This window comes from Methanocaldococcus villosus KIN24-T80, from assembly GCF_000371805.1.
In the GTDB taxonomy this organism is placed as follows: Archaea; AGJL01; Methanococci; order Methanococcales; family Methanocaldococcaceae; genus Methanocaldococcus; species Methanocaldococcus villosus.
Map to the genome: position 1 here is coordinate 1,139,442 of NZ_AQUK01000001.1, position 21,305 is coordinate 1,160,746.

At 29.3% G+C, this 21,305-nt stretch carries 24 protein-coding genes and 2 tRNA genes; 16 read left to right on the plus strand and 10 right to left on the minus strand.

Features of this window, described 5'->3' with window-relative positions; translation table 11 throughout:
• The first annotated feature begins 65 nt into the window (after positions 1–65).
• The 5 genes from METVI_RS0106530 to aroA are packed head-to-tail and all read left to right on the plus strand — an operon-like array spanning position 66 to position 5,663.
• Positions 66–1,367, plus strand: a complete 1,302-nt coding sequence (locus METVI_RS0106530) for an ornithine cyclodeaminase (protein WP_004593514.1) — start codon at positions 66–68, stop codon at positions 1,365–1,367.
• Positions 1,306–1,911, plus strand: coding sequence for a DUF2100 domain-containing protein (locus METVI_RS0106535; protein ID WP_017981140.1), 606 nt, complete (start codon positions 1,306–1,308; stop codon positions 1,909–1,911). The genes METVI_RS0106530 and METVI_RS0106535 overlap by 62 nt, the downstream gene beginning before the upstream one ends.
• 12 nt (positions 1,912–1,923) lie before the next feature.
• The gene (locus tag METVI_RS0106540; protein WP_004593510.1) at positions 1,924–2,856 is read left to right on the plus strand and encodes a 2-phosphoglycerate kinase; all 933 of its coding nucleotides are present in this window, start codon (positions 1,924–1,926) and stop codon (positions 2,854–2,856) included.
• A gap of 14 nt (positions 2,857–2,870) precedes the next feature.
• Complete coding sequence (locus tag METVI_RS0106545) at positions 2,871–4,376, plus strand: AMP phosphorylase (RefSeq protein WP_004593508.1); 1,506 nt, start codon at positions 2,871–2,873, stop codon at positions 4,374–4,376.
• Between the two features lie 9 nt (positions 4,377–4,385).
• A complete protein-coding gene (gene aroA, locus METVI_RS0106550; RefSeq protein ID WP_004593506.1) occupies positions 4,386–5,663 on the plus strand; it encodes a 3-phosphoshikimate 1-carboxyvinyltransferase in 1,278 nt (425 codons plus the stop codon).
• On the opposite strand, the gene comA is transcribed toward aroA, so the two are convergent.
• A complete protein-coding gene (comA, locus tag METVI_RS0106555; protein ID WP_004593504.1) occupies positions 5,644–6,405 on the minus strand; it encodes a phosphosulfolactate synthase in 762 nt (253 codons plus the stop codon). The two genes, aroA and comA, sit on opposite strands and share 20 nt — an antisense overlap.
• 80 nt (positions 6,406–6,485) lie before the next feature.
• On the opposite strand from comA, the gene priS reads away from it, so the two are divergent.
• On the plus strand, positions 6,486–7,475 hold the full coding sequence (priS, locus tag METVI_RS0106560; protein WP_004593502.1) for a DNA primase catalytic subunit PriS: 990 nt from the start codon (positions 6,486–6,488) through the stop codon (positions 7,473–7,475).
• Here priS and METVI_RS0106565 read toward each other — a convergent pair.
• Entirely contained in the window at positions 7,456–8,082 is a 627-nt protein-coding gene (locus tag METVI_RS0106565; protein WP_004593500.1) for a DUF166 family protein, read from the minus strand. The two genes, priS and METVI_RS0106565, sit on opposite strands and share 20 nt — an antisense overlap.
• Positions 8,083–8,121: 39 nt before the next feature.
• Positions 8,122–8,197: transfer RNA gene (locus tag METVI_RS0106570), tRNA-Gln, on the minus strand.
• Between the two features lie 102 nt (positions 8,198–8,299).
• Here METVI_RS0106570 and METVI_RS0106575 point away from each other — a divergent pair.
• From METVI_RS0106575 to METVI_RS0106595, 5 genes are all read left to right on the plus strand, one after another.
• Positions 8,300–8,377 (plus strand) — tRNA-Thr (locus METVI_RS0106575).
• A gap of 69 nt (positions 8,378–8,446) precedes the next feature.
• Positions 8,447–8,968, plus strand: coding sequence for a nicotinamide-nucleotide adenylyltransferase (locus tag METVI_RS0106580; RefSeq protein ID WP_004592394.1), 522 nt, complete (start codon positions 8,447–8,449; stop codon positions 8,966–8,968).
• Positions 8,952–9,200, plus strand: coding sequence for a DUF2097 family protein (locus METVI_RS0106585; protein ID WP_004592392.1), 249 nt, complete (start codon positions 8,952–8,954; stop codon positions 9,198–9,200). Before METVI_RS0106580 ends, METVI_RS0106585 begins: the two co-directional genes overlap by 17 nt.
• Before the next feature lie 7 nt (positions 9,201–9,207).
• The gene (locus METVI_RS0106590; protein WP_004592390.1) at positions 9,208–10,758 is read left to right on the plus strand and encodes a DUF5591 domain-containing protein; all 1,551 of its coding nucleotides are present in this window, start codon (positions 9,208–9,210) and stop codon (positions 10,756–10,758) included.
• Positions 10,758–11,141, plus strand: a complete 384-nt coding sequence (locus tag METVI_RS0106595; RefSeq protein WP_004592388.1) for a coiled-coil domain-containing protein — start codon at positions 10,758–10,760, stop codon at positions 11,139–11,141. The genes METVI_RS0106590 and METVI_RS0106595 overlap by 1 nt, the downstream gene beginning before the upstream one ends.
• On the opposite strand, the gene METVI_RS0106600 is transcribed toward METVI_RS0106595, so the two are convergent.
• The 5 genes from METVI_RS0106600 to METVI_RS0106620 are packed head-to-tail and all read right to left on the minus strand — an operon-like array spanning position 11,122 to position 15,407.
• Positions 11,122–11,889 carry an HD domain-containing protein gene (locus METVI_RS0106600; RefSeq protein WP_004592386.1) on the minus strand — a complete coding sequence of 256 codons (768 nt, stop codon included), beginning with the start codon at positions 11,887–11,889 and terminating at the stop codon, positions 11,122–11,124. The two genes, METVI_RS0106595 and METVI_RS0106600, sit on opposite strands and share 20 nt — an antisense overlap.
• A 2-nt stretch (positions 11,890–11,891) precedes the next feature.
• Positions 11,892–12,854, minus strand: coding sequence for a porphobilinogen synthase (hemB, locus tag METVI_RS0106605; protein WP_004592384.1), 963 nt, complete (start codon positions 12,852–12,854; stop codon positions 11,892–11,894).
• Positions 12,845–13,267 carry a DUF2120 family protein gene (locus METVI_RS0106610; RefSeq protein WP_004592382.1) on the minus strand — a complete coding sequence of 141 codons (423 nt, stop codon included), beginning with the start codon at positions 13,265–13,267 and terminating at the stop codon, positions 12,845–12,847. Before METVI_RS0106610 ends, hemB begins: the two co-directional genes overlap by 10 nt.
• Positions 13,268–13,276: 9 nt before the next feature.
• The gene (locus METVI_RS0106615; protein ID WP_004592381.1) at positions 13,277–14,215 is read right to left on the minus strand and encodes a malate dehydrogenase; all 939 of its coding nucleotides are present in this window, start codon (positions 14,213–14,215) and stop codon (positions 13,277–13,279) included.
• Positions 14,216–14,219: 4 nt separating this feature from the next.
• Positions 14,220–15,407 carry a redox-regulated ATPase YchF gene (locus METVI_RS0106620; RefSeq protein ID WP_004592380.1) on the minus strand — a complete coding sequence of 396 codons (1,188 nt, stop codon included), beginning with the start codon at positions 15,405–15,407 and terminating at the stop codon, positions 14,220–14,222.
• Positions 15,408–15,460: 53 nt separating this feature from the next.
• On the opposite strand from METVI_RS0106620, the gene METVI_RS0106625 reads away from it, so the two are divergent.
• The 4 genes from METVI_RS0106625 (at position 15,461) to METVI_RS0106640 (ending at position 18,814) form a co-directional block, all read left to right on the plus strand.
• Positions 15,461–16,033, plus strand: coding sequence for a pyruvate kinase alpha/beta domain-containing protein (locus METVI_RS0106625; protein WP_004592379.1), 573 nt, complete (start codon positions 15,461–15,463; stop codon positions 16,031–16,033).
• 118 nt (positions 16,034–16,151) lie between these two features.
• A complete protein-coding gene (locus METVI_RS0106630; protein WP_004592378.1) occupies positions 16,152–17,177 on the plus strand; it encodes a Clp1/GlmU family protein in 1,026 nt (341 codons plus the stop codon).
• A 12-nt stretch (positions 17,178–17,189) separates the two neighbouring features.
• Positions 17,190–17,912: a DUF166 domain-containing protein gene (locus METVI_RS0106635; protein ID WP_004592377.1), complete on the plus strand. Its 723-nt coding sequence runs from the start codon at positions 17,190–17,192 to the stop codon at positions 17,910–17,912.
• Complete coding sequence (locus tag METVI_RS0106640) at positions 17,897–18,814, plus strand: tyrosine--tRNA ligase (protein ID WP_004592376.1); 918 nt, start codon at positions 17,897–17,899, stop codon at positions 18,812–18,814. The genes METVI_RS0106635 and METVI_RS0106640 overlap by 16 nt, the downstream gene beginning before the upstream one ends.
• On the opposite strand, the gene METVI_RS0106645 is transcribed toward METVI_RS0106640, so the two are convergent.
• Both METVI_RS0106645 and METVI_RS0106650 read right to left on the minus strand, forming a co-directional pair.
• The gene (locus METVI_RS0106645; protein WP_004592375.1) at positions 18,806–19,558 is read right to left on the minus strand and encodes a TatD family hydrolase; all 753 of its coding nucleotides are present in this window, start codon (positions 19,556–19,558) and stop codon (positions 18,806–18,808) included. The two genes, METVI_RS0106640 and METVI_RS0106645, sit on opposite strands and share 9 nt — an antisense overlap.
• An 11-nt stretch (positions 19,559–19,569) precedes the next feature.
• A complete protein-coding gene (locus tag METVI_RS0106650; RefSeq protein ID WP_004592374.1) occupies positions 19,570–20,316 on the minus strand; it encodes a sugar phosphate isomerase/epimerase family protein in 747 nt (248 codons plus the stop codon).
• A gap of 185 nt (positions 20,317–20,501) precedes the next feature.
• Here METVI_RS0106650 and METVI_RS0106655 point away from each other — a divergent pair, with 185 nt between their 5' ends.
• A complete protein-coding gene (locus METVI_RS0106655; protein ID WP_004592373.1) occupies positions 20,502–21,299 on the plus strand; it encodes a sugar phosphate isomerase/epimerase family protein in 798 nt (265 codons plus the stop codon).
• Positions 21,300–21,305: the final 6 nt, after the last annotated feature.

The window sequence follows — 21,305 nt, forward strand, 5'->3', positions numbered from 1 at the left end:
TTTTATAATTTAAAGGTTTATTATTAAAAGTTTAGAAGTTTGATATTTAATTTTTGGTGATTGATATGTTCATGAGAGAAATAGAACTTAGGGGGCATATTATTGATAGCCTCATTTTACCAAAAGTTTTAGATAAGATATTAGATATGGGTGGAGATTATAAGATATTGAGGTTTGAAATTGGTAAGAGAAAAACAGATCCTAGTTATGCTAAGATATTAGTTATTGCTAAAGATGAAAATCATTTAGATAAAATTTTATGTGAGCTAAAAGATCTTGGTGCTGAAATATCTGAAATAGAAGAAGTAGAATTAAAACCTGCTGAAAGGGATATGGTTTTACCTGACAATTTTTATTCAACAACAAATCATAAAACTTTTATTAGATTTAAAGGAAAGTGGATTGAAGTAGAAAATCAAAAGATGGATGGGGTTATTGTTGTATATCCTGAAGAAATGAGGGCAGAAGTAAAAACAATTAGACAGGTTAAAAAAGGAGATTTGATTGTTGTTGGGCATAAGGGGATAAGAGTAATCCCCCCAGAAAAACCTAGAGAAGAGAGTTTATTTGAATTTATGAAATCTGAAGCTTCATCAGAAAAACCAAAAATAACTATAATAAAGAAGATAGCCAAAGAAATGTATGAAATTAGAGAGAGATATAGAAAAAGTGGAAAAGGAGGAATAGTGGTTGTTGCTGGACCTGCTGTTATCCACACAGGGGCAAGAGATGCTTTAGCTAAGTTAATAAAAATGGGTTATGTTCAAGTACTTTTCTCTGGAAATGCATTAGCTACACATGATATAGAGTTTGATTTATTTGGAACATCATTAGGAGTTGATATAAGGACAGGAAAATCTGTTCCAGGAGGACATAGTCATCATTTAAGGGCTATAAATGAGATAATGAAGGCTGGTTCTATTAAAGAAGCTGTTGAAAAAGGTGTTGTAAAAAGTGGGATAATGTATGAGTGTGTTAAAAACAATGTTCCATATGTTTTAGCAGGCTCTATCAGGGATGATGGACCTCTACCAGATGTTATAACAGATGTTGTTGAAGCCCAAAATAAAATGAGGGAGATGTTAAAAGGGAAAGAAATGGTTTTAATGCTTTCAACTATGTTACATTCCATAGCTACAGGAAACCTTTTACCATCATGGGTAAAAACTGTTTGTGTTGATATCTCTCCAGCAGTTGTAACAAAATTAATGGATAGAGGTTCTTCTCAGGCTTTAGGAGTAGTGACAGATGTAGGGATATTTTTGATAAAGTTAGTTGAAGAGCTTGAAAAATTAGAGGGGGAATATGAGGGAGAAGGAGTTGTTAAGGAAAGGAATAGAGACAATATCAAAGTTAAGGAAAGGTAGTGTAGAAAGAAAAGAAGTTATTATCACTTCTGGGCATATTGATGTAGAAAATTTTAAAAAAGCTATATATTATCTTTTGGAAGCTGATGAATTTCTTTATAAAAAAGCTCCAAAACATTATTTAAATGAAAATGAGGCAAAATTATTTTGTAAATTGTTAATAAAATGTAAAGAAAGTTTAGATAGAGTATTAAAAAACTTTGGATTTGAAATAGAGGAGAAGGAGGTAAATGAGAATGCATTATATATTGTTTATAGTAGAAAACTCTTCAAAAAGTTAAAAAATAAATACCCTAATTTGGCAGTTGTTTGTACTGAAAGCTTTTTAGATATTAATGACTTTAAAGGTCTTGTTCCAGAAAATGCTTTAAATGGATTAAAAAAGAAGGTTGAATTAGCTAAGAAGAATATAGAAAAACAAATAAAGAATCTTAAACCTAAGAAGATATATGTAGTTATTGAAGATGAAAAAGATGAAAAATTATATTTGAAAGCTAAAGACCTTTATAATGCTGAGAGGATAGATGTTGATGATCTCTTATAACTTGGTGGAATAATGGAAGATATTATTGTTAAAGGAAAAAACTATAAAATGCCTTTCTCTAAAGGAATATTAGCAAGATCTTTAACTGCTGCTGGTTTAAAACCCAGTATAGCATATAAAATATCCTGGGATATATATGAGAATTTAAAAAAAGAGAATATTAAAGAGATTGAGAAATCAGAATTGAGAAGAAGGGTTTATTATTATTTAATTTCACATAACTATGATGAAATAGCTGAAAGATATTTATTATGGAGAGTTTTTTTAGAAAAAAAACCATTAACTATTTTAATTGGTGGAGCTAGTGGTGTTGGAACATCAACAATAGCATTTGAAATTGCATCAAGATTGGGAATATCTAGTGTTATTGGAACAGATTCAATAAGAGAAGTTATGAGAAAGATTATTTCAAAAGATTTAGTACCTACACTTTATGAATCAAGTTACACTGCATGGAAGGTTTTAAGAGATTTTAATGAAGGCGATACAAAAAAATTGTATATTAGAGGATTTGAAAGACATGCTGAGTCCGTCCTTGTAGGAGTTGAGGGGGTTATAGATAGAGCCATGGTTGAAGGATTAAACTTAATAATAGAGGGAGTTCATTTAGTACCTTCACTTTTAAAGCCAAAATATTTAGATAATCCATATATTATTTTTATTATGCTTACAGTTGAAGATGAAGATATGCATAAAATGAGATTTTATGCAAGAAGTAAGATATCAGAAAGACCAAAAGAGAGATATTTAAAACACTTTAAAATAATTAGATTAATAAATGATTATTTAGTTGATAATGCTAAAAAAATGGGTATTCCTGTTATTAATAATGTTAGCATAAGCAAAACTGTTGAATCTTGCCTTAATATTATAACTGATAGGCTTAGGGAAGTTATTAAATTTGAAGGGTTAAATGAAGATGAGCTTATAGATGAAGTGTTTTAAGCTAAGGTGATAAATTGCTATTTTTAAAGGCAAAGATATTAGATATTGATCTTGAAAATATTGTTTTAATAAACTATGATGATTTAAAAAATTCTCAATACTTTTCACAAGATAGGGTTGTTATTGAATACAAAAATAAGGAAATAATAGCTTTTCTCTACTCTTCAAAAGATTTAATAAATAGTGGAGAAATTGGTTTACCAAAGAAGATAGCTGATGAATTAAAAGTTAAGGAAGGGGATATAGTTAATGTTTCTCATGCTGATAAACCTATATCTATTCAATATATAAAAAAGAAAATGGATGGAAATAAATTAAAGAAAGAGGAGATATATACAATAATTGATGAAATTGTTGATAATAATCTCTCAAATATAGAAATATCTGCATTTATAACAGCATTATATATTAATGGAATGGATATTGAAGAGATTACATCAATGACCATTAGAATGGCTGAAACTGGAGAGATGATAAAGTGGGAAGGGCAAGTTTATGATGTTCATTCTATAGGAGGAGTGCCTGGGAATAAGTATGCATTAATAACAGTTCCAATAATTGCTTATACTGGATTAAAAATACCAAAAACTTCATCAAGAGCTATAACTTCTGCAGCAGGAACAGCAGATATAGTTGAAGTTTTAACAAGAGTAAATTTAAAAGTTGAAGAAATAAAGAGGGTTGTAAAAGAAACTAATGGATGTTTGGTATGGGGAGGAGCTTTAGAACTAGCTCCTGCTGATGATATAACAATAACAGTTGAAAGGGCACTCAATATTGATCCAAAACCTTTGCTTCTATCAAGTGTTTTATCAAAAAAATTAGCTATGGGGATTAATAAACTGTTAATAGACATTCCTTTAGGTGCTAAAGTAAAAAATATGGATGAAGCATCTAGCTTAGCAAGAAACTTTATAGAGTTAGGAGATAGGCTTAATATATATGTAGATTGTGCAATAACCTATGGAGAACAGCCTATTGGTAGAGCTATAGGACCTGCTTTAGAGGCTAAAGAAGCTTTATTAGCATTAGAAGATTATAAAAAAGCTCCAAATAGTTTAGTAGAGAAGGCAATATCTCTATCAGGAATACTGTTAGAAATGGGAGGGATTGCTCCTAAAGGAGAAGGAAAAGATTTAGCTGAAGATATATTAGCCACAGGAAAAGCTCATGATAAATTCATGGAAATTATTGTTGCCCAGGGAGGAGAAGAAAAAACATCGGATGAAATAGAAGTGGGAAAATATTATACTGACATATTATCACCAATAGATGGATATGTGACTAAAATATCTAATGAAAAAATAACAAAAATTGCCAAAACTGCAGGAGCCCCAAATGATAAAAAAGCAGGAGTTTATTTAAATGTAAAAGTTGGTAATAAAGTTGAAAAAAATGATGTTTTATTTACAATTTATTCAGATTCTAAAGAGAGGTTAGAAAAAGCTGTTAAACTGTCAAGATTGCTCATGCCTGTTAAAGTTGAAGGAATGTTACTAAAAAGAATTACAAGGTTCTGAGGGATAAATATGTTAATAGTTAAAAAAACTGAGCACTTAGAAGGGAAAGTTAATGCCCCTCCATCCAAATCTTATACACACAGAGCAGTTATAGGAGCTTCTTTAGCTGAAGGAGTTAGCAAAATAAAATATCCTCTTTGGGGAGAAGACTGTTTGGCTTCAGTTAGAGGATGTGAAAGTTTAGGAGCCAAGGTAAAATTAGATAAAGATGTTTGGTTTATAGAAGGAGGAAATTTTAAGACTCCAGATGATGTTATTAATGTAGGAAATAGTGGAACTACATTAAGAATATTAACCTCAATATCTTCATTAATACCAAAAGGTTATGCTATTTTAACAGGAGATAGTTCTATAAGAAAAAGACCTATGCAGCCTCTTTTAGATGCACTAAAGCAAATAAATATTAATGCTTTTTCTTCCAAACTTAATGGTACTGCTCCAATAATTGTTGAAAGTGGAAAAATAAATGGAAATGTTGTAAAGATAAGAGGGGATATTAGCTCACAGTTTATAACCTCTCTTCTAATGTTACTGCCTTTTAATAAAGAAGACAGTGAGATAATATTAACAACTCCACTAAAATCAAAACCATATATTGATGTAACTATTGACATATTAGATAAATTTGGAATAAAAGTTGATGAGACAGAAAAAGGATTTTTAGTATATGGTAATCAGAGATATAGGCCTATTGATTACATTATAGAGGGTGATTATTCATCTTCTTCATATATAATAGCTGCAGGGATATTAATAAATTCACATATTGAGATATATAATCTTTTTAAAGATTCTAAACAGGGGGATAAGGCAATAATAGAGATTGTTAAAGATATGGGGGCAGATATTAAAGTAAAAAAAGACTGTGTGATAGTAGAAGGAGAATATAATTTAAGGGGTATAGATGTTGATATAAAAGATATTCCTGATCTTCTACCTACAATAGCTGTTCTTGCATGTTTTGCAGAAGGAAAAACAGAGATATACAATGGAGAACATGTGAGATATAAAGAAACAGATAGAATAAAAGCATGTTATACAGAGTTAAAAAAGATGGGAGCTAATATAAAAGAGAAAGAAGATGGGTTAATTATTGAGGGAGTTAAAAAATTAAAAGGAGCTAGGCTTAACACATACAATGATCATAGATTGGTTATGGCTTTTACAGTAGCTGGTTTAAAAGCTGAAGGAGAAAGTATAATTGAAGGAGAAGAGGCTGTGAAAGTGTCTTTCCCTAACTTTATAGAAGTGATGAAAAGTTTAGGAGCTAATATTGAAGTTTGTTAAATGTATCTCCCCTTAACCCCCTTCTTAATGTTTCTAAACTAACAACATCTTCATAAGATATATTAGCTAAATTGACAGATGGGCCATATCTTAATATAAAATAAACTTGCTGATTTTTATTTGGAGCCTCAAATATTAATTTATTTATATCAACATTTTCTTCTATAGCCTTTAATAAATCTTCTTTAACATTTCCTTTTTCATCATAAATCCCTATCCCTCTTCCACTTTCTCTTCCTTCTATAATAACATAATCAGCCCCAGCAGATAAATCAAATTTTATCATCTCTACTCTTTTATTAATATTTAATTCTTTATCTTTTTCTGGTAATTTTTTTCCTACTTCAGTTAAAACTTTTAATCCATAACTTCTAGCCTTTTTTATAGCTTCTTTCCTAAGATCTAAGCTTATATCTAATGATCCATCTGATATTTCTATAGCTGAGAATCCTAAATTTAAAGCTTCTTCAAAAAACTGATCTAATTTATTTTTCAATACTGCACACTCAAACAGTGTGCCTCCAGGATAGACATCTATGTTGTAGTCATTATAATAAGATATCTTCTCTTTAACTACATCTTTATTCATTATAGCAGATGTTCCCCAACCAAATTTTACAAAGTCAATATAATCCCCACAAACTTTTAAATAGCTTTCAATAAACTTTGGAGGTAAACCTTTATCTAACATAACTGTTAGACCTCTTTCTATTTCATCTAATAAAAAATTAAATGCTTTCAATATATCACCTTTATACTTTAAGATAAATTAATGTCATGAGTTTATATTATTTGGTAAAATATATATAGGTTGTGATAATTATGGAAGTTGTAAAGAGACTTTATAAAGAGTATTATAATTATGTCATTAACAACAACCTCTTAGAAGTTCCAGAAAAGATAGAATATAGAGAGTTTGGTTATGGATATCTAAAAAAAGTAGATAATAGGAATCTTTCATTTAAAAATGAGAAAGAATACAAAATGTGGGTTTTGTCAAACACACCTTTTCATTTATATAAATCATTAGCATACTGCTACTATCCAAATAGACAAGGTGGTGCTAAACAGAAAGAGGTTTTTAGAAGGGAGTTAGCTTTTGATATTGATGTTCATAAGACAGAAAAGTGCAAACACGATAATGACTTTATATGTAAATACTGTTTAGAAAAGGCAAAAAAACAGGCTTTATATTTAATAGATGAATTTTTACTAACAGATTTTGGTTTAAAGGAAGATGATATTTTGATAGTTTTTAGTGGTAATAGGGGATTTCATATTTATATAAAACCAAAAGATTTGAAATTAAGAGATATTATTGAGCAATACTCAAAAGAAGAGAGAAGATTTTTATTAAGCTATGTATTAGGTGAGCATTTAAATCCTTCATATATTGGTTATGGTTGGAGAAGAAGATTATTTAAGTTATTAAAACCAAAAGATAAAAAATTATTATATAGGAAAAATTGGAAAGGGTTTTTTAATAAAGATGTTATTTTAAAGAATAGATTAGAGCTTGATGAAAAAGTTATGGAGGATGATATTAGATTATTAAGGGTAATCTATTCTCTACATGGGTATACAGGTTTTATTGTAAAGCCAGTAGCATATAAAGATTTGAAAAAATTTAATCCTCTAAAAGATGCTATATTTGGAAAATTTGAAGAAAAATGGTATAAAGTTGAGATAAATAGTGATAGGGAATTTTCTATAACTATAAATAATAGGAGATATACAAATAGATCTAAAAAAGTTTCAGGCACTGCTCTTCTATTCCTATTTGGACATAATATTAAATTTGAATTACTCTAATATTATCTATTAAGATCTTAGCAATCTCAGACTTTGGACAGAAGTTTTTAAAAACATTTGGTTTTCCTGCTACACAGAAATGCTGCACCCTTAGCCCAATATTCTTTAAATTTGGCTCTTTATTTAAAAACTCATATATGGCTTCTGTAGATCCACATATAGATCTTCTGAAAATTTTTATATCAACAATCTTATTATCTTTCACATATAAATTGACTTTTGGTTTTCCAAAGTATTTTAAAAATTCTTTTAGTTGAGGATATTTATTTAACTTATCTTTCAAAACTTCTTCATCTATTTCACATAAAAATCTTGGAGAATAGACATTATCAAACTTTTCTACTTGTTTTTTAAATCCATCTCCTCTCCATATCCCTACAAATACAAACCCATCTTTTATATTCCTTATTAGCTCATAAGTTACATCTTGATTAGCATAGATGATGTAGATATCATGTTTTAAAGAGTTTAATAAATTTTCATCTATTATTATATTATCTAAATCTCCTACATATGAAATTTTTAAAAAATCGCAATTAAAAATTCTATTTATGTTTTTATAAGCTCTATATCCATATTTTCCTTCAGATAAAATAGCTACTTTCATATTGCCACTTAAGTAGTAAAATAATAATAGCCAAATAAATGGCAGCCCGGCGCGGATTCGAACCGCGGTCCCGGGGTCCAAAGCCCCGGATGATAGGCCGCTACACCACCGGGCTACAAAAGCAATAAGCAAAAGCAATTAATAAAGTTATAAAACTAATATATAAACTTTTCGGAGTAAAATTTAAATATCAAAAAATAAAATTTTTATAGTGCGTGCCTCGGTAGCTCAGCCTGGTCAGAGCGCCTGCTTGGTAAGCAGGAGGTCGCGGGTTCAAACCCCGCCCGAGGCTCCACTGTTTATTTTTCTCCTTTTTATTTTTGATTGATATATTAGTTAATTTTTATATATAAATGGTGAGATATTGAGAGGTTTTATTATAGGTAGATTCCAACCTTTTCATAAAGGTCATTTAGAAGTTATAAAAGAACTTTCTAAAGATGTAGATGAAATTATTATTGGTATAGGGAGTGCCCAAAAAAGTCATACTTTGGAAGATCCATTTACAGCAGGAGAGAGAATATTGATGATAACAAAAACCCTCTCAAAATATGATATTATCTATTACCCTATCCCAATAAGAGATATTGAATTCAACTCTATATGGGTAGCTTATGTTAAATCTCTCACACCAAAATTTGACATTGTTTATACTGGAAATCCTTTAGTTAGAGTTTTATTTGAAGAAGAGGGTTATAAAGTAAAAACCCCAAAGTTTTATAATAGAAAAGAATATTCTGGAACAGAAATTAGAAGGAGAATGTTAAATGATGAACCATGGGAACACCTAGTACCTGATGAAGTTGTTAAGGTTATTAAAGAGATTAAAGGTGTTGAAAGGTTGAAAAAGTTAGCAAAAAGTGATAAATATGAGAATAAAACTTAAACCAAATGAAATATTTAATTATTTAAATAATATTGAAGAAGGAGATTACATAGAGCTATACTATGGGAGAGTACATATAGAGGGAGAATTTATAGAATATTATGAAGGCATTTTAAAAGTTTTAAATAAGAGTTTTGGAATTATTGAACTTGATGTTGAAGAGATATTAGAAGATATATTGGAGTTAGCACACACTAATAAAGATGGTAGGAAGGTAATAGAGTTCTATTAGTGAAACCATGTTAGAGCCTATAGCATATGATATAGGTAGGCTATGTAAGTTTAAAGATTCTTTTACCCCAAATCTTATTGATATAGATATAAAAATAGATGATCCAAAAATGCCATTTGATTGCCCATTAGAATTAAAAGATAAGTTTAAAAAATCTTTTTTTGGAGAGATTGATTACAATGGGGAAAGAATAACTTATCAAGTTTTAAATTATGGAAAATATGTTGATGAAATTGAATTAATGGATGTTGATTTATATATAATAGCTGATAGAAGAATAATAGAGAGAAAAGAATTGCAAATAATAAAAGATATTAGGGGTAAGATATCTCCAAATTCAGGAATTTATGTGCCTGCTACATTACCTTGGGAAATTCCTCTATTAGCTTATATGGGAGTTGATTTTTTTGATGACAGCTTAGCTCAGTTTTATGCTTCAATGGGTTATAGATTAACAAAAAATAGGGCTATAAAGGAAGATAGTAATAATTTGTTAGAAAAAAATAAAGAAGTCTATAAAGAAATCTTATCTGAAGTTAGATTAGCTATAAAGAATGGATATTTAAGGAATTTAGTTGAAGAAACTTCAATTTCCCATCCATACCTTTGGGCTAATTATTTGAGATATAAACCTGATAATAGGAATATCCCATTAGTTAAAGACAATAAAATAATCATAACAGCAAATATAAAAGTTCCTGAGGTTGAAAAATATTTGGAAAGATTAAATTATGAACCATATTCAAATGTTATTGTTTTATTACCTTGCTCTGCTAAAAAACCTTATTCAAAATCTAAATCACATAGAAGGTTTATAGAAGCTATTAAAAGATCTAAAGCTGTAGTTGATGAGATAATAATAACCTCCCCATTCTTTCTTGTTCCAAGAGCCTTAGAGAATTTAGTTAATTATGACATCCCTGTTACAGGGAAGTGGAGTTATGAGGAAATAGAGGGGATAAATAAATACTTAAAAAATTTTATAAATACTGTTGAAGAAAAATTTAATGAATATATCATTATAGCTTTTCTTCCAGAGCATTATTTAGAGATATTAGATATAGATTGTATAAAAATAGAGAGTAATAAATTAAATGAACTTACTGAAACTCTTAAAAAATATAAAGATATGACAAAAGATTTATCATATAAGGGAAGAAAAATACATTATTTAAAAGAACTCTGTAAATTCCAATTTGGATATAACTTTTTACCTGATGAAATAAGAGTAAATAATAGGGGGCAAATATTTTATAAAAATATACAACTATGTTCTATAGGTAGAAATAGCCTTTTAGTTTTAACATTACATGGTGGAAAGAGGTTATGGGAGATTTTGGGAAGGAGGAGTAATTATGTTGAAGTTTCTTATAACATAAAACCTGGATCTCTTTTCCCTCCAGGATTTGTAGATTGTAATGAAAATATTGGATATAGGGATGAGGTGGTTTTAATAAAAGATGATGAGTTTGTAGGTGTAGGTAGAGCTTTAATGAGTGGAGCTGAAATGAAAAAGGCTAAGCATGGTGCTTTGGTTAATATAAGAAAGGTGGTTTAATGGAGATAGCTAATGTTATAGAGAAGCTTAATGAAATAAAAGATGATGAATTGAAAGATCTTCTAAAGGAATATATAAAAATAAAAGATGAAATAAGTTATTTAAATGATGTTTTGGAAGATGTTGAAATGCTTATAGAGAGTATAGAGCATATTAAGAGAGATACAACAGCTATAAAAGCCATAATTCCAAAGTTAAGTAAATATACAAATATTCCAATGTTTAATGATTTAATTAAAATGATAGATTATGTTGATAGTGTTGAAACTTCTGAGATAGAAGCATTAAGATGGAAAATAAATAAAGATATAGAGGAGTTAGAAGAGAAATTAAGTATGTTAGAAAAAGAAATTAATATAAGACTTAGAGAGAAATTTCTCTGAAAACTGGTTTTTCTTTCATAACTTTTGCATACACAGATATATATTGTTTAATACCACTCCATTTTATTTTTTCCCCAAGAACTTCTTGTATTTGGAAAATTCCTGCTTCATTTGATAAGATAACTTCTATTTTTATTGGTTTTTCTTTTCCTTCTTTTATAATAACTTTCTCAACAGAGGCTGAGGAAATAGAGTGGATATCATAACATCCCTTATTAATAGGCACTCTTGATCTACCCTTTGTCATATCCGTTCCATCAGCTACAGCTACTACTCCTGCCTCTAAAGTTAAACTCATTATAGTCTCACTGTGGGAGTAGATTATATGTAAAATCTCAGTTAACATTTGATAAACTTTCTCTTCACTGTAATATTTCATTAAAATCTCTTCAATAATGTCCTTAGCTAAATATGATGAATGTAGGTGATGCACATCTCTATGTATAGCATTACCTATATCATGTAAATAAGCCCCTAAAAGGGTTATAACCACAGAATCCTCAAAACTTCCTTTACAATCCTCCATAAAACTGGGTTTTATTCCTCTCTTGTATAATATTTTTAGCATCTTTATGGCATTATTTGCTACAATTTTAGCATGTGTTTTTCCATGATCATTATACCCTAGTCTACCAACAGCCATAATATTTGACATTTTTAAGAAAGTATTAACTTTCTTATTAGATAATAAATCATTATAAACTTTCTTAGCAACCCCATTTAAATTCTCTAACTCATTATATACCATATTCATAACCTTTCTGCCATTTCTTTAGCCCAATAGGTTATAATAAAATCTGCTCCAGCCCTTTTAATACTTAAAAGTATCTCATAAATAACTTCTTCTCTATTTATATATCCTAACTTTGCTGCAGCTTCTACCATAGCATACTCTCCACTAACAGAATATCCTCCAATAGGTACATAAAATTTCTCAGAAGCCATTTTTATTATATCTAAATAAGCTAAAGCTGGTTTAATTAATATAAGATCTGCACCTTCTTTAATATCTAACTCAATTTCTTTCATAGCTTCTTTAGCATTTCCAATATCCATTTGATAACTCTTCCTATCTCCAAACTTTGGTTTGCTATCTGCTGCATCTCTAAAAGGTCCATAAAAAGAAGATGCATATTTAGCTGAATAACTCATTATTAATGTATCTTCAAAACCTTCTCTCTCTAATGCTTCTCTTATAGCCCTAACTCTACCATCCATCATATCTGAAGGAGCTATAATATCTGCTCCTGCTTCAGCGTATGAAAGAGCTATTCTTGTCAATATATCCAATGTTTCATCATTTAAAACCTTACCATCCTTAACTATTCCACAGTGTCCATGTGATGTATATTCACACAAACAGCAGTCTGCAATAACTAATAACTCATCTCCTAACTCTTTTTTTATCCCCCTAATTGTCCTCTGAATCACCCCATCTTTTTTGAATGCTGAACTTCCTATAGGATCTTTATATTTTGGTATGCCAAAGAGTATTACAGCTGGAATTTTTAAATCAGCTATTTCTATAGCTTCTTCAATAGCTTTTTCTATACTAAACCTATACTGGTTTGGCATGGAAGTAATTTCTTTTTTATCTTTTATATTCTCATCAACAAAAATTGGCATTATTAAATCATCTTTACTTAATTTACTCTCCCTAACAAGATCCCTTATTTTTTTATTTTTTCTTAATCTTCTTGGTCTTATAAGCATAATCCAACAACCTCAATAAATTTTGGTTTTTTCATATTTTTATCATAGTAAATAGTTACACCAACCATAATATTATTTTTCTTTCCAATAGCATAATCACATTCACAACCAATAATCTTAAAACTCTCTTTCATTTTTTCAAATCCAAAAGGAGTGATATCTTTCTCCTTCATAAAATTTTCATTAATTTTGTCTACAAATTCATCAATCTCCTCAGGATTTTCTATAATATCATAACCTTCATTTTTTAATTTTTTAATTATATAATCCTTCAAGTTTTCATAATTGTCTATTTCCTCATCTTTACAAACACTTTTTACTATCAACAACTTGTCATTTTCAAATATTGGTTTAGATCCTCTAAAAGCTTTGAATGCATGCATAAGCTTTCCAATATTTGCCTTCCAAATCAAATCATCACCTTACAAATCTTTTACTTCTTCACAGTATTTTTTAATAATTTCAGCAGATCTTTTAAAAGCTTCATACTCTTCTTTACTCATCTCTATATCTACAATTTCTTCTATTCCATTTTTTCCTATTTTAACAGGAACTCCAATACATAAATCTTTTAATCCAAATTCACCATCTAAATATGTTGAAAGTGTTAACAACCTCTTCTCATTATTTGCTATACACCTAACAACATTAACAATAGCTGAAGCAGGACCAAACTCAGAACCTCCTTTTAATCTAATAATCTTATCCCCTTTAGTTTTGACATCCTCTATTATTTTCTCTAATGGTAAATTTTTAAATTCTTTAAATTTATCTATTGGTATTCCTCCTATTGAAGTAGCACTAATTAGAGGAACCATTGTTTCTCCATGCTCTCCAATAATTCTTGTTCTAACCTCATCTATATGGACTTTAAAGAACTTAGCAATAGCTACTTTAAATCTCAATGAATCTAAATGGGTTCCTAATCCAAATACATGTTCTCTTATAAAGTTAGATGATACATATGCCTTATATGTCATAACATCTACAGGATTTGTAATGATAAAGAGCATTGTGTCACATATTTCAGATATCTTCCTAGCATATTTTCCTACAATTTTAGCATTTATTTTAGCTAAATCTAATCTACTCATTCCATCCTCTCTTGGAGCTCCTGCAGTTATTATTACAATATCTGAACCATCTAAGATTGATAGATTGTTATCATCAGAAACATAGATATTAGCATCACTCCTCGCCCCTGCTAAGGCATCGTATATATCAGCTTTTAATCCATTCAATTTATTTAATGATTTTTCTCTACCAATCAATACAAGATCTTTCATATATGGTTCTTTAGCTAATAGCATAGCTGTAGTTCCACCAACTCTCCCAGAAGCTCCAATAATAGATATTTTCAAGATCTCACCTTGCAGAAACTATTTTAATAATATCATTATCTTTCAGCTCATAATCAGCACCAACTCTAATCTTCCTCCTAGCATCTATAGCATAAATAAACCCTTCTCCTAAATCAGTATGTATTTTATAAGCTAGATCTCTAGCTGTTGAACCTTTTTTCATTAGATAAGCATCAGGTAATACATTACCTTGCTTATCAGAGAATCTATTTTCATCTTCAACAGGATAGACAACTATCATATTTAATAAATCAAAATAAGCTCTATTTAATACTTCTCTAACTCCTGTAGAGCCATATTTCTCTAAAAAATTTTTTATATATTCAAAAGCCTTTCTCATTTCATTTGTTAATTTACTTTCATCTAATATAATAAAATCCTCTTTTCCCTCTCTAAATATTCTCTTTATCAATCCTGCTTTTTCAGCCCTCTTTAAAGCTAATTCTATTTCAGCTGATGTTGGAACAATTATATATTCTTTAAACTCCTTTTTCATTCTTTCTATATTTTTCTTAGCTTCGGGAAGATCTGCCTTATTTGCAGCTATTATAATTGGTTTTGAGATCAATCTTAGTCTTTTTGCTAATAATAATAGATCTTCATCTTTCCACTTTATAGGACTTTCATCAAAATCTCTTATAGCCTCTTTTATATCCTCTTCTTTTATATTTAACCCACTCAATTGCTCTTTTAAGACTTTAACAATATTCTTCTCCTGTTGAGCCCTTCTTGATAATCTATCCCAATTTCTTGTTAATATTTTATATATCCACATGTCAATTTCATTTAACAAAAATTTAACATCTTCAATAGGGTCTCCTTCTCCTATATTTCCTTCTTTATCAGTTCTTCCTGATGCATCAACAACTAGAATTAATGCATCAGCCTTCCTAAGATCATCTAAAAACTTATTTCCCATACCTCTACCTTCATAAGCTTTTGGAACTAAACCAGCAACATCAATAACCTCAACAGGGATATATCTTATCCCATCAATACACTTAGAGTTCCTAGGATTACACTTTACTCCAAGTTCTTTACAAGGACATTCTTTAGTTAGATAAGCTACTCCCTTATTTGGTTCAATAGTGGTAAAGGGATAATTTCCAATTTCTGCATCTTTTTCAGTTAAAGCTGTGAACATTGTAGATTTTCCTACATTTGGTTTTCCCACTAAACCTATCATGCTCATTCACCTTAAAGATTATTAATCACTTTTTATATAAAATCTTAAATGGTGAGATTATGAAACTCTTTGAAAAACCAGGAAAAGAAAATACAGATGAAACTCTGAAGATATCTGTAGAAAGAGCAAAGAGAGGAGATATAAAAAGTATAGTTGTAGCTTCATCTAGGGGAGACACTGCTAAAAAACTTTTAGATCTTTTAGAGAAAGAAGGTTTAAAATTGAATGTTGTTGTTGTAACCTACCATCAAGGTTTTCATGGGGAAGATATAATTTCTATGCCAAAAGATGTTGAAGAAGAATTGATAAAGAGAGGGGCAAAAGTTTTTAGAGGGACTCATGCTCTAAGTGGTGTTGAAAGGGGAATATCAAATAAGCTTGGAGGTTACGGGCCTGTTCAAGTGATAGCTGAAACATTAAGAACATTTGGTCAGGGAGTGAAAGTTTGTTATGAGATAACAGTTATGGCCTGTGATGCGGGGTTAATAAAATCTAAGGAAGAAGTTATTGCAATTGGGGGAACAAGTAGGGGAGCTGATACTGCAATGGTAATAAAGCCAGCAAATATGAACAATTTCTTTGATATAGAAGCAAGAGAAATTCTATGTATGCCAAGAGTAAAGAAATTATAAAAAAGTGTCCCCCAGGTTTAACACCCCTTATCATCCTATAGCAGAGCTAAGTCAAAGGGGCTAACCCACCTGGGGTATGTTATATATTTTATAAAACTTTTATAAAATATTGATGGTTATGATAAATAAAGCCTCTTATCCTGAGAGTGTATTGGAAGATAGGTTTGAATTGTTAGATTATATTAAAGAACATGATAAAAGGAAGATCATATTAGTTGGTGGTGTAGATACAGGAAAAACTACCTTAGCTACCTTTTTAATCAAGAATTTGAAATATAACTTAATAGATGCAGATGTTGGGCAAAAATCTATATTGCCACCAGCAACTGTAAGTTTAGGAAATTATAAAGAAGGTTTCTTATGCTTATCTGAAATAAAAGAGGAAAAAAGTTATTTTATTGGCTCTACAAATCCTACACAATTTATTGGTGAAATGCTTACAGGAGTTAAGAAATTAGCAGATTATGCAAAAGAATATTTTATTATTGATACCACAGGATTAATAAATGGTGCAGGGGAATATTTAAAAAAGATGAAGATTGAGCTTGTTGAGCCAGATCTTATAGTAGCACTACAGAAAAGTAATGAGCTTAGTCACATATTAAAACCATTTATAGACAAGGTAGATATTTTTTATATAAAACCCTACATAGGTAAAAAATATAGCAGGGAAGAAAGGAAAGATATAAGGGAAAATAAATGGAAAACATATTTTAATAATGCTAAAGAGATTGAGATTAACTTTGAAGATTATATTATTTCTGGTTCAAAAGCTTTTCAAGGGGAGAGGATAACTGATGATGAGAAACTATTATTAGAGAATATTTATAAATGGGAAATTTTATATGGTTCAAAATGTGAAGGCAAATTTTTTATTGTTAAAAAGGATGTTAAAGTAGTTAAAAGAAGTGTTGATAAAAACTTAATATTTTATATGGAACCTGAGAGATTTAATAATCTGGTAGTAGGTTTAATAGACAATGAAGGATTTTGTTCAGGCCTTGCTATTATAAAAGAAATTGATTTTAAAAATGAGAGCCTAAAGTTGATAACTCCATCTTCATTAAAAAATGTTAGAGAGATAAGATTGGGGAGAGTTAAATTAGAAAATGGAGAGAGATTAATAGATAAAGATTATATATAGAGAGGGTTTATTATGAAAGCTCTTTTTTTATATCATGAGGGAAATGTGATAATGGAGAGATTTTATAAGAATCTGATAAATGAGAATTTCTGTAATGTTTGTGAAGAATGTGATAACTGTAGGGGAGATTGGAGTTATAAGGATGATGTAGAGGCAATTGTAATAAGACAGCCAGAAGAAGAGTTTATAGAAGATCCTGAAGATTATATTCCTCAATTACCAAAAGCTGATGTATGTATAGTCCAGTTACATGAAGATCTATTATATGAGTTACCTTACATTTTAAAAGATCTTGGTTATAGATATTTCATAATTCCATCTGAAAGGCCTAATGATTTATCTTTAGCTATGAGGAAAAAGTTAAAAGAAATATGCTCTAAATTTAATATTTCTTTTTATAATCCAAAACCTTTCTGTTCTTTAAAAGAACCAAAAGAATTTATAGAATATTTCAGGATTGGTTATCCAAAATTTAAGATTACTATCGATGGAAATAAGATAAAGGATATAAAGGTGTTAATATCTTCCCCATGTGGGGAAAGTTATTATATTGCTAAGAGATTATTAGGTAAGGATATAAATGAGATTAAAGAAGAGATTGCTAATGCACATCATAACTACCCATGCTTGGCTAGTATGGAAATAGATAAAGAGTTAAATGATACTATACTACATAAAGCTGGATATATTGCATTAGAGAGTATTATGAAGGAGATAAAATGTTTGAAAGAATAAAAAGAAACACAGTTGAAATTATTACTGAAGAGGAGTTGAAGAAAGTATTAGAGAAAGATGAGAAAAAAGCATATATTGGTTTTGAACCTAGTGGGAAAATTCATTTGGGGCACTATTTACAAATAAGAAAGATGCAGGATTTAAAAGAGGCAGGTTTCGATATTATTATTCTTTTAGCTGATCTTCATGCATATCTAAATGAAAAAGGAGATTTAGAAGACATAAGAAAGATTGGAGAATACAATAAAAAGGTTTTTAAAGCAATGGGTTTAGATGCTGAGTATATATATGGTAGTGAGTTCCAGTTAGAGAAAGATTACACATTAGATGTCTATAAATTAGCTTTAAAGACTACATTAAAAAGGGCAAGAAGAAGTATGGAAATGATTGCAAGAGAAGAAGAAAATCCTAAAGTTGCTGAAGTAATATATCCAATAATGCAAGTTAATGATATTAAATATTTAGATGTAGATGTAGCTGTTGGAGGTTTAGAGCAGAGAAAAATACATATGTTAGCAAGAGAGTTATTAGAAAAAAAGCCAATATGTATTCATAATCCTGTTCTAACAGGTTTAGATGGAATAGGAAAAATGAGTTCTTCTAAGGGTAATTATATAGCTGTTGATGATGAACCAGAGGTCATAAAAGAGAAGGTAAAGAAAGCCTACTGTCCAATTGGTGTTGTAGAAAATAACCCAATATTGGAAATAGCAAAATATTTCTTAAATTATCCATTGATAATTAAAAGGCCAGAAAAGTTTGGTGGAGATATTGAGGTAGGAAGTTATGTTGAGTTAGAAGAAAAGTTTAAAAATAAAGAGATCCATCCATTAGATTTAAAAAATACTGTTGCTAATGAGCTTATATCATTATTAGAACCAATAAGAAAAAGATTAAAATGAAAATATTGACTGAGCATTTTTATATGAAACTTTCTCTATTATCTCTTTTTCTATATTATTTATTTTTAACTTTAATACAGTTCTTGGGACTGCTAAAACATCAGAAGGATTTGAAGATAGATCACTATTTAGTACAATTCTATCTGAAAAATCTTTATACTCTTTTATTATCTCAACTGCCTCCATTGGAGTAAGCTTACCTGGCTGAACTGTCAAGCCTGCATAATAATTGTTATCTAATACTATATTTATAATATCTTTATTACAATGATCTACTATAACAGGGACTTTTAAATCAATAGAGGATAAGATATCTATAATCTCTTTAGTCACTTCCCTCTTATCTCTTCTTGGAGTATGGATAATAGCAGGTTTTTCTATATCATTAGCTAACAATAACTGTTTTTCAAAAGCTTCTTTTTCTTCTTTTGTAGCTTTTTCTAATCCAATTTCTCCTATAGCTATTGCTTTGTCAAGATAACTTTTTAATCTCTCTAAAGCTTCATCAATATTTTTAGTTAAAGCTCTGGGATGCATTCCAAGGGCACAATAAACCATCAATCCTGCCTTTTTAGCTCTTTCAATTTCATTAATTACCTTTTCTATATGGGTTATAAAGACCTCAACAGTTCTCATTGGAAATGGGTCATGGGCTAAGGTTATAGCTTTATCTAATGTCATAGCTAGAAGTTCAAGATCTTCATAACCTCTAGTGTCAAGATGGGTATGGGTGTCAATGATCATACTCATCCCATTTATGATAGGATACTTTTAACAGAGTTTAAAGAGGAATCAATATATTCAATATCTCTATATTTATGCTCTAATATAAATATTGCTTTTAACTTTTTTAAATCTTTTTTATATTTTTCAAAATCTATCTTTCCAAATCCTATAGGTAGGTGATCATCATTAATCCCAAGATTGTCATGAATATGAACATGAACTATTTTCTCTTTATAATTTAAAAACTCTTCTATAGCATTATTTAAATGAGCATGACCCATATCTAAGCAAATACCTACCTCATTTAAATTATTTATTATCTCTTTTTCAGGCCTTTTGAACATTTTTCTATCTAAGTTTGGCATATTTTCAATAGCTATTTTAACTCCATATTCATTTTGTAACTTATTTAACTCACCTATACTTTTTATTATAGCTTTTAAACTCTTTTCATAATCATCTTTACAGAACACTTCTCCAGGATGGATAACAATTACACCTATTTTATCTGCTATAATTTTTAATATCTCCTCTATATATTCAATACTCGCCTTTCTTATTTTTTCTCTATGGCATGATATATTTAAATCTTCCATTGGTGCATGAAGTGTGTATTTTAATTTATAATTATCTAAAACATCTTTATTTTCTAAAGCATTAATTTTTCCATCACAAACAAGTTCAGCAATTTTTGTCTTTTTCTCTATGAATTCCAATGTCTTTTGTAGATCTGCTCCATTGTCTATAAACAGGCTGTTAGATATACCAATTTTCAATATTATTCACCTTTTATGAATTTTATTTAAATATTAGTATAATAAATATCACATTTCATGAAATCATCAATCATTATTTAGTAAAAATTTAAGTATAAAAACCTTTCTATTTATAAATTTAAATCTTTCATATAGCAAATATTTAAAATAAGAAGAGAGACTAAATAATTTTTATAGGTGGGATTATGAAGATAGCAGTGTCATCATTAGTTTTTTTGCCAGAAAGTTTAGAATCAGTATTAGAAAAAATAGAAAGTTTTGAAGCATGGGAAATAGTCTGTGAAGGAACCCATTATTTAAATTCTAAGAACATAAAATATCTGTTAGAAATTAAAGATAGTTATGACATCTCTCTACTAGTTCATGCTCCATTCTCTGACCTAAATCCTGCATCTATGAATGCAAAGGTTAGAGAGCTAACTGTTGAATGTGTAAGAGATGCTATAGAAGGAGCTTTTGAACTTGATGCAGAATTAGTTGTTGTTCATCCCGGATATGTTCCTGAACTTTGGAAGGAGTATAAAGATGAGATATTAGATAACAATTTCTCAACACTATTAAAAATTGTTGAAATTGCTGAAGATTATAATATAAAAATTGGTTTAGAAAATATGCCCAATTTTACAGGAGTTTTGGGAAAAACTCCAGGAGAAATGTTAGGGATAATAAAAGATATAGATTCTAAAGTTTTAGGAATTACTTTTGATGTAGGCCATGCTAATACAGTTTCTGATCCTATAAAACTCTTAGAGGATTTTGCTAAACTAAATATTATCCATATTCATGCTCATGACAATAATGGATACAGTGATGATCATCTAAAGATTGGTGAAGGAAATATTGATTATTTCTCAGTGATAAAGAAGTTGCATGAGATGAGATATGATGGATATATAACAATAGAAAATAAAAATTTGAGAGATGCCATGAAAAGTAAGGAGATATTGGAAGAATATATTTCAATGGTTAATAAGATTCAATAGGGATTT

Bases quoted from the DNA above. Each gene is read 5' to 3' on its own strand.
- METVI_RS0106530 (WP_004593514.1), top strand. From the start codon at position 66: ATGTTCATGAGAGAAATAGAACTTAGGGGGCATATTATTGATAGCCTC.
- METVI_RS0106535 (WP_017981140.1), top strand. From the start codon at position 1,306: ATGAGGGAGAAGGAGTTGTTAAGGAAAGGAATAGAGACAATATCAAAG.
- METVI_RS0106540 (WP_004593510.1), top strand. From the start codon at position 1,924: ATGGAAGATATTATTGTTAAAGGAAAAAACTATAAAATGCCTTTCTCT.
- aroA (WP_004593506.1), top strand. From the start codon at position 4,386: ATGTTAATAGTTAAAAAAACTGAGCACTTAGAAGGGAAAGTTAATGCC.
- priS (WP_004593502.1), top strand. From the start codon at position 6,486: ATGGAAGTTGTAAAGAGACTTTATAAAGAGTATTATAATTATGTCATT.
- METVI_RS0106565 (WP_004593500.1), bottom strand. From the start codon at position 8,082: ATGAAAGTAGCTATTTTATCTGAAGGAAAATATGGATATAGAGCTTAT.
- METVI_RS0106585 (WP_004592392.1), top strand. From the start codon at position 8,952: ATGAGAATAAAACTTAAACCAAATGAAATATTTAATTATTTAAATAAT.
- METVI_RS0106590 (WP_004592390.1), top strand. From the start codon at position 9,208: ATGTTAGAGCCTATAGCATATGATATAGGTAGGCTATGTAAGTTTAAA.
- METVI_RS0106595 (WP_004592388.1), top strand. From the start codon at position 10,758: ATGGAGATAGCTAATGTTATAGAGAAGCTTAATGAAATAAAAGATGAT.
- METVI_RS0106600 (WP_004592386.1), bottom strand. From the start codon at position 11,889: ATGGTATATAATGAGTTAGAGAATTTAAATGGGGTTGCTAAGAAAGTT.
- hemB (WP_004592384.1), bottom strand. From the start codon at position 12,854: ATGCTTATAAGACCAAGAAGATTAAGAAAAAATAAAAAAATAAGGGAT.
- METVI_RS0106620 (WP_004592380.1), bottom strand. From the start codon at position 15,407: ATGAGCATGATAGGTTTAGTGGGAAAACCAAATGTAGGAAAATCTACA.
- METVI_RS0106625 (WP_004592379.1), top strand. From the start codon at position 15,461: ATGAAACTCTTTGAAAAACCAGGAAAAGAAAATACAGATGAAACTCTG.
- METVI_RS0106630 (WP_004592378.1), top strand. From the start codon at position 16,152: ATGATAAATAAAGCCTCTTATCCTGAGAGTGTATTGGAAGATAGGTTT.
- METVI_RS0106635 (WP_004592377.1), top strand. From the start codon at position 17,190: ATGAAAGCTCTTTTTTTATATCATGAGGGAAATGTGATAATGGAGAGA.
- METVI_RS0106640 (WP_004592376.1), top strand. From the start codon at position 17,897: ATGTTTGAAAGAATAAAAAGAAACACAGTTGAAATTATTACTGAAGAG.
- METVI_RS0106645 (WP_004592375.1), bottom strand. From the start codon at position 19,558: ATGATCATTGACACCCATACCCATCTTGACACTAGAGGTTATGAAGAT.
- METVI_RS0106655 (WP_004592373.1), top strand. From the start codon at position 20,502: ATGAAGATAGCAGTGTCATCATTAGTTTTTTTGCCAGAAAGTTTAGAA.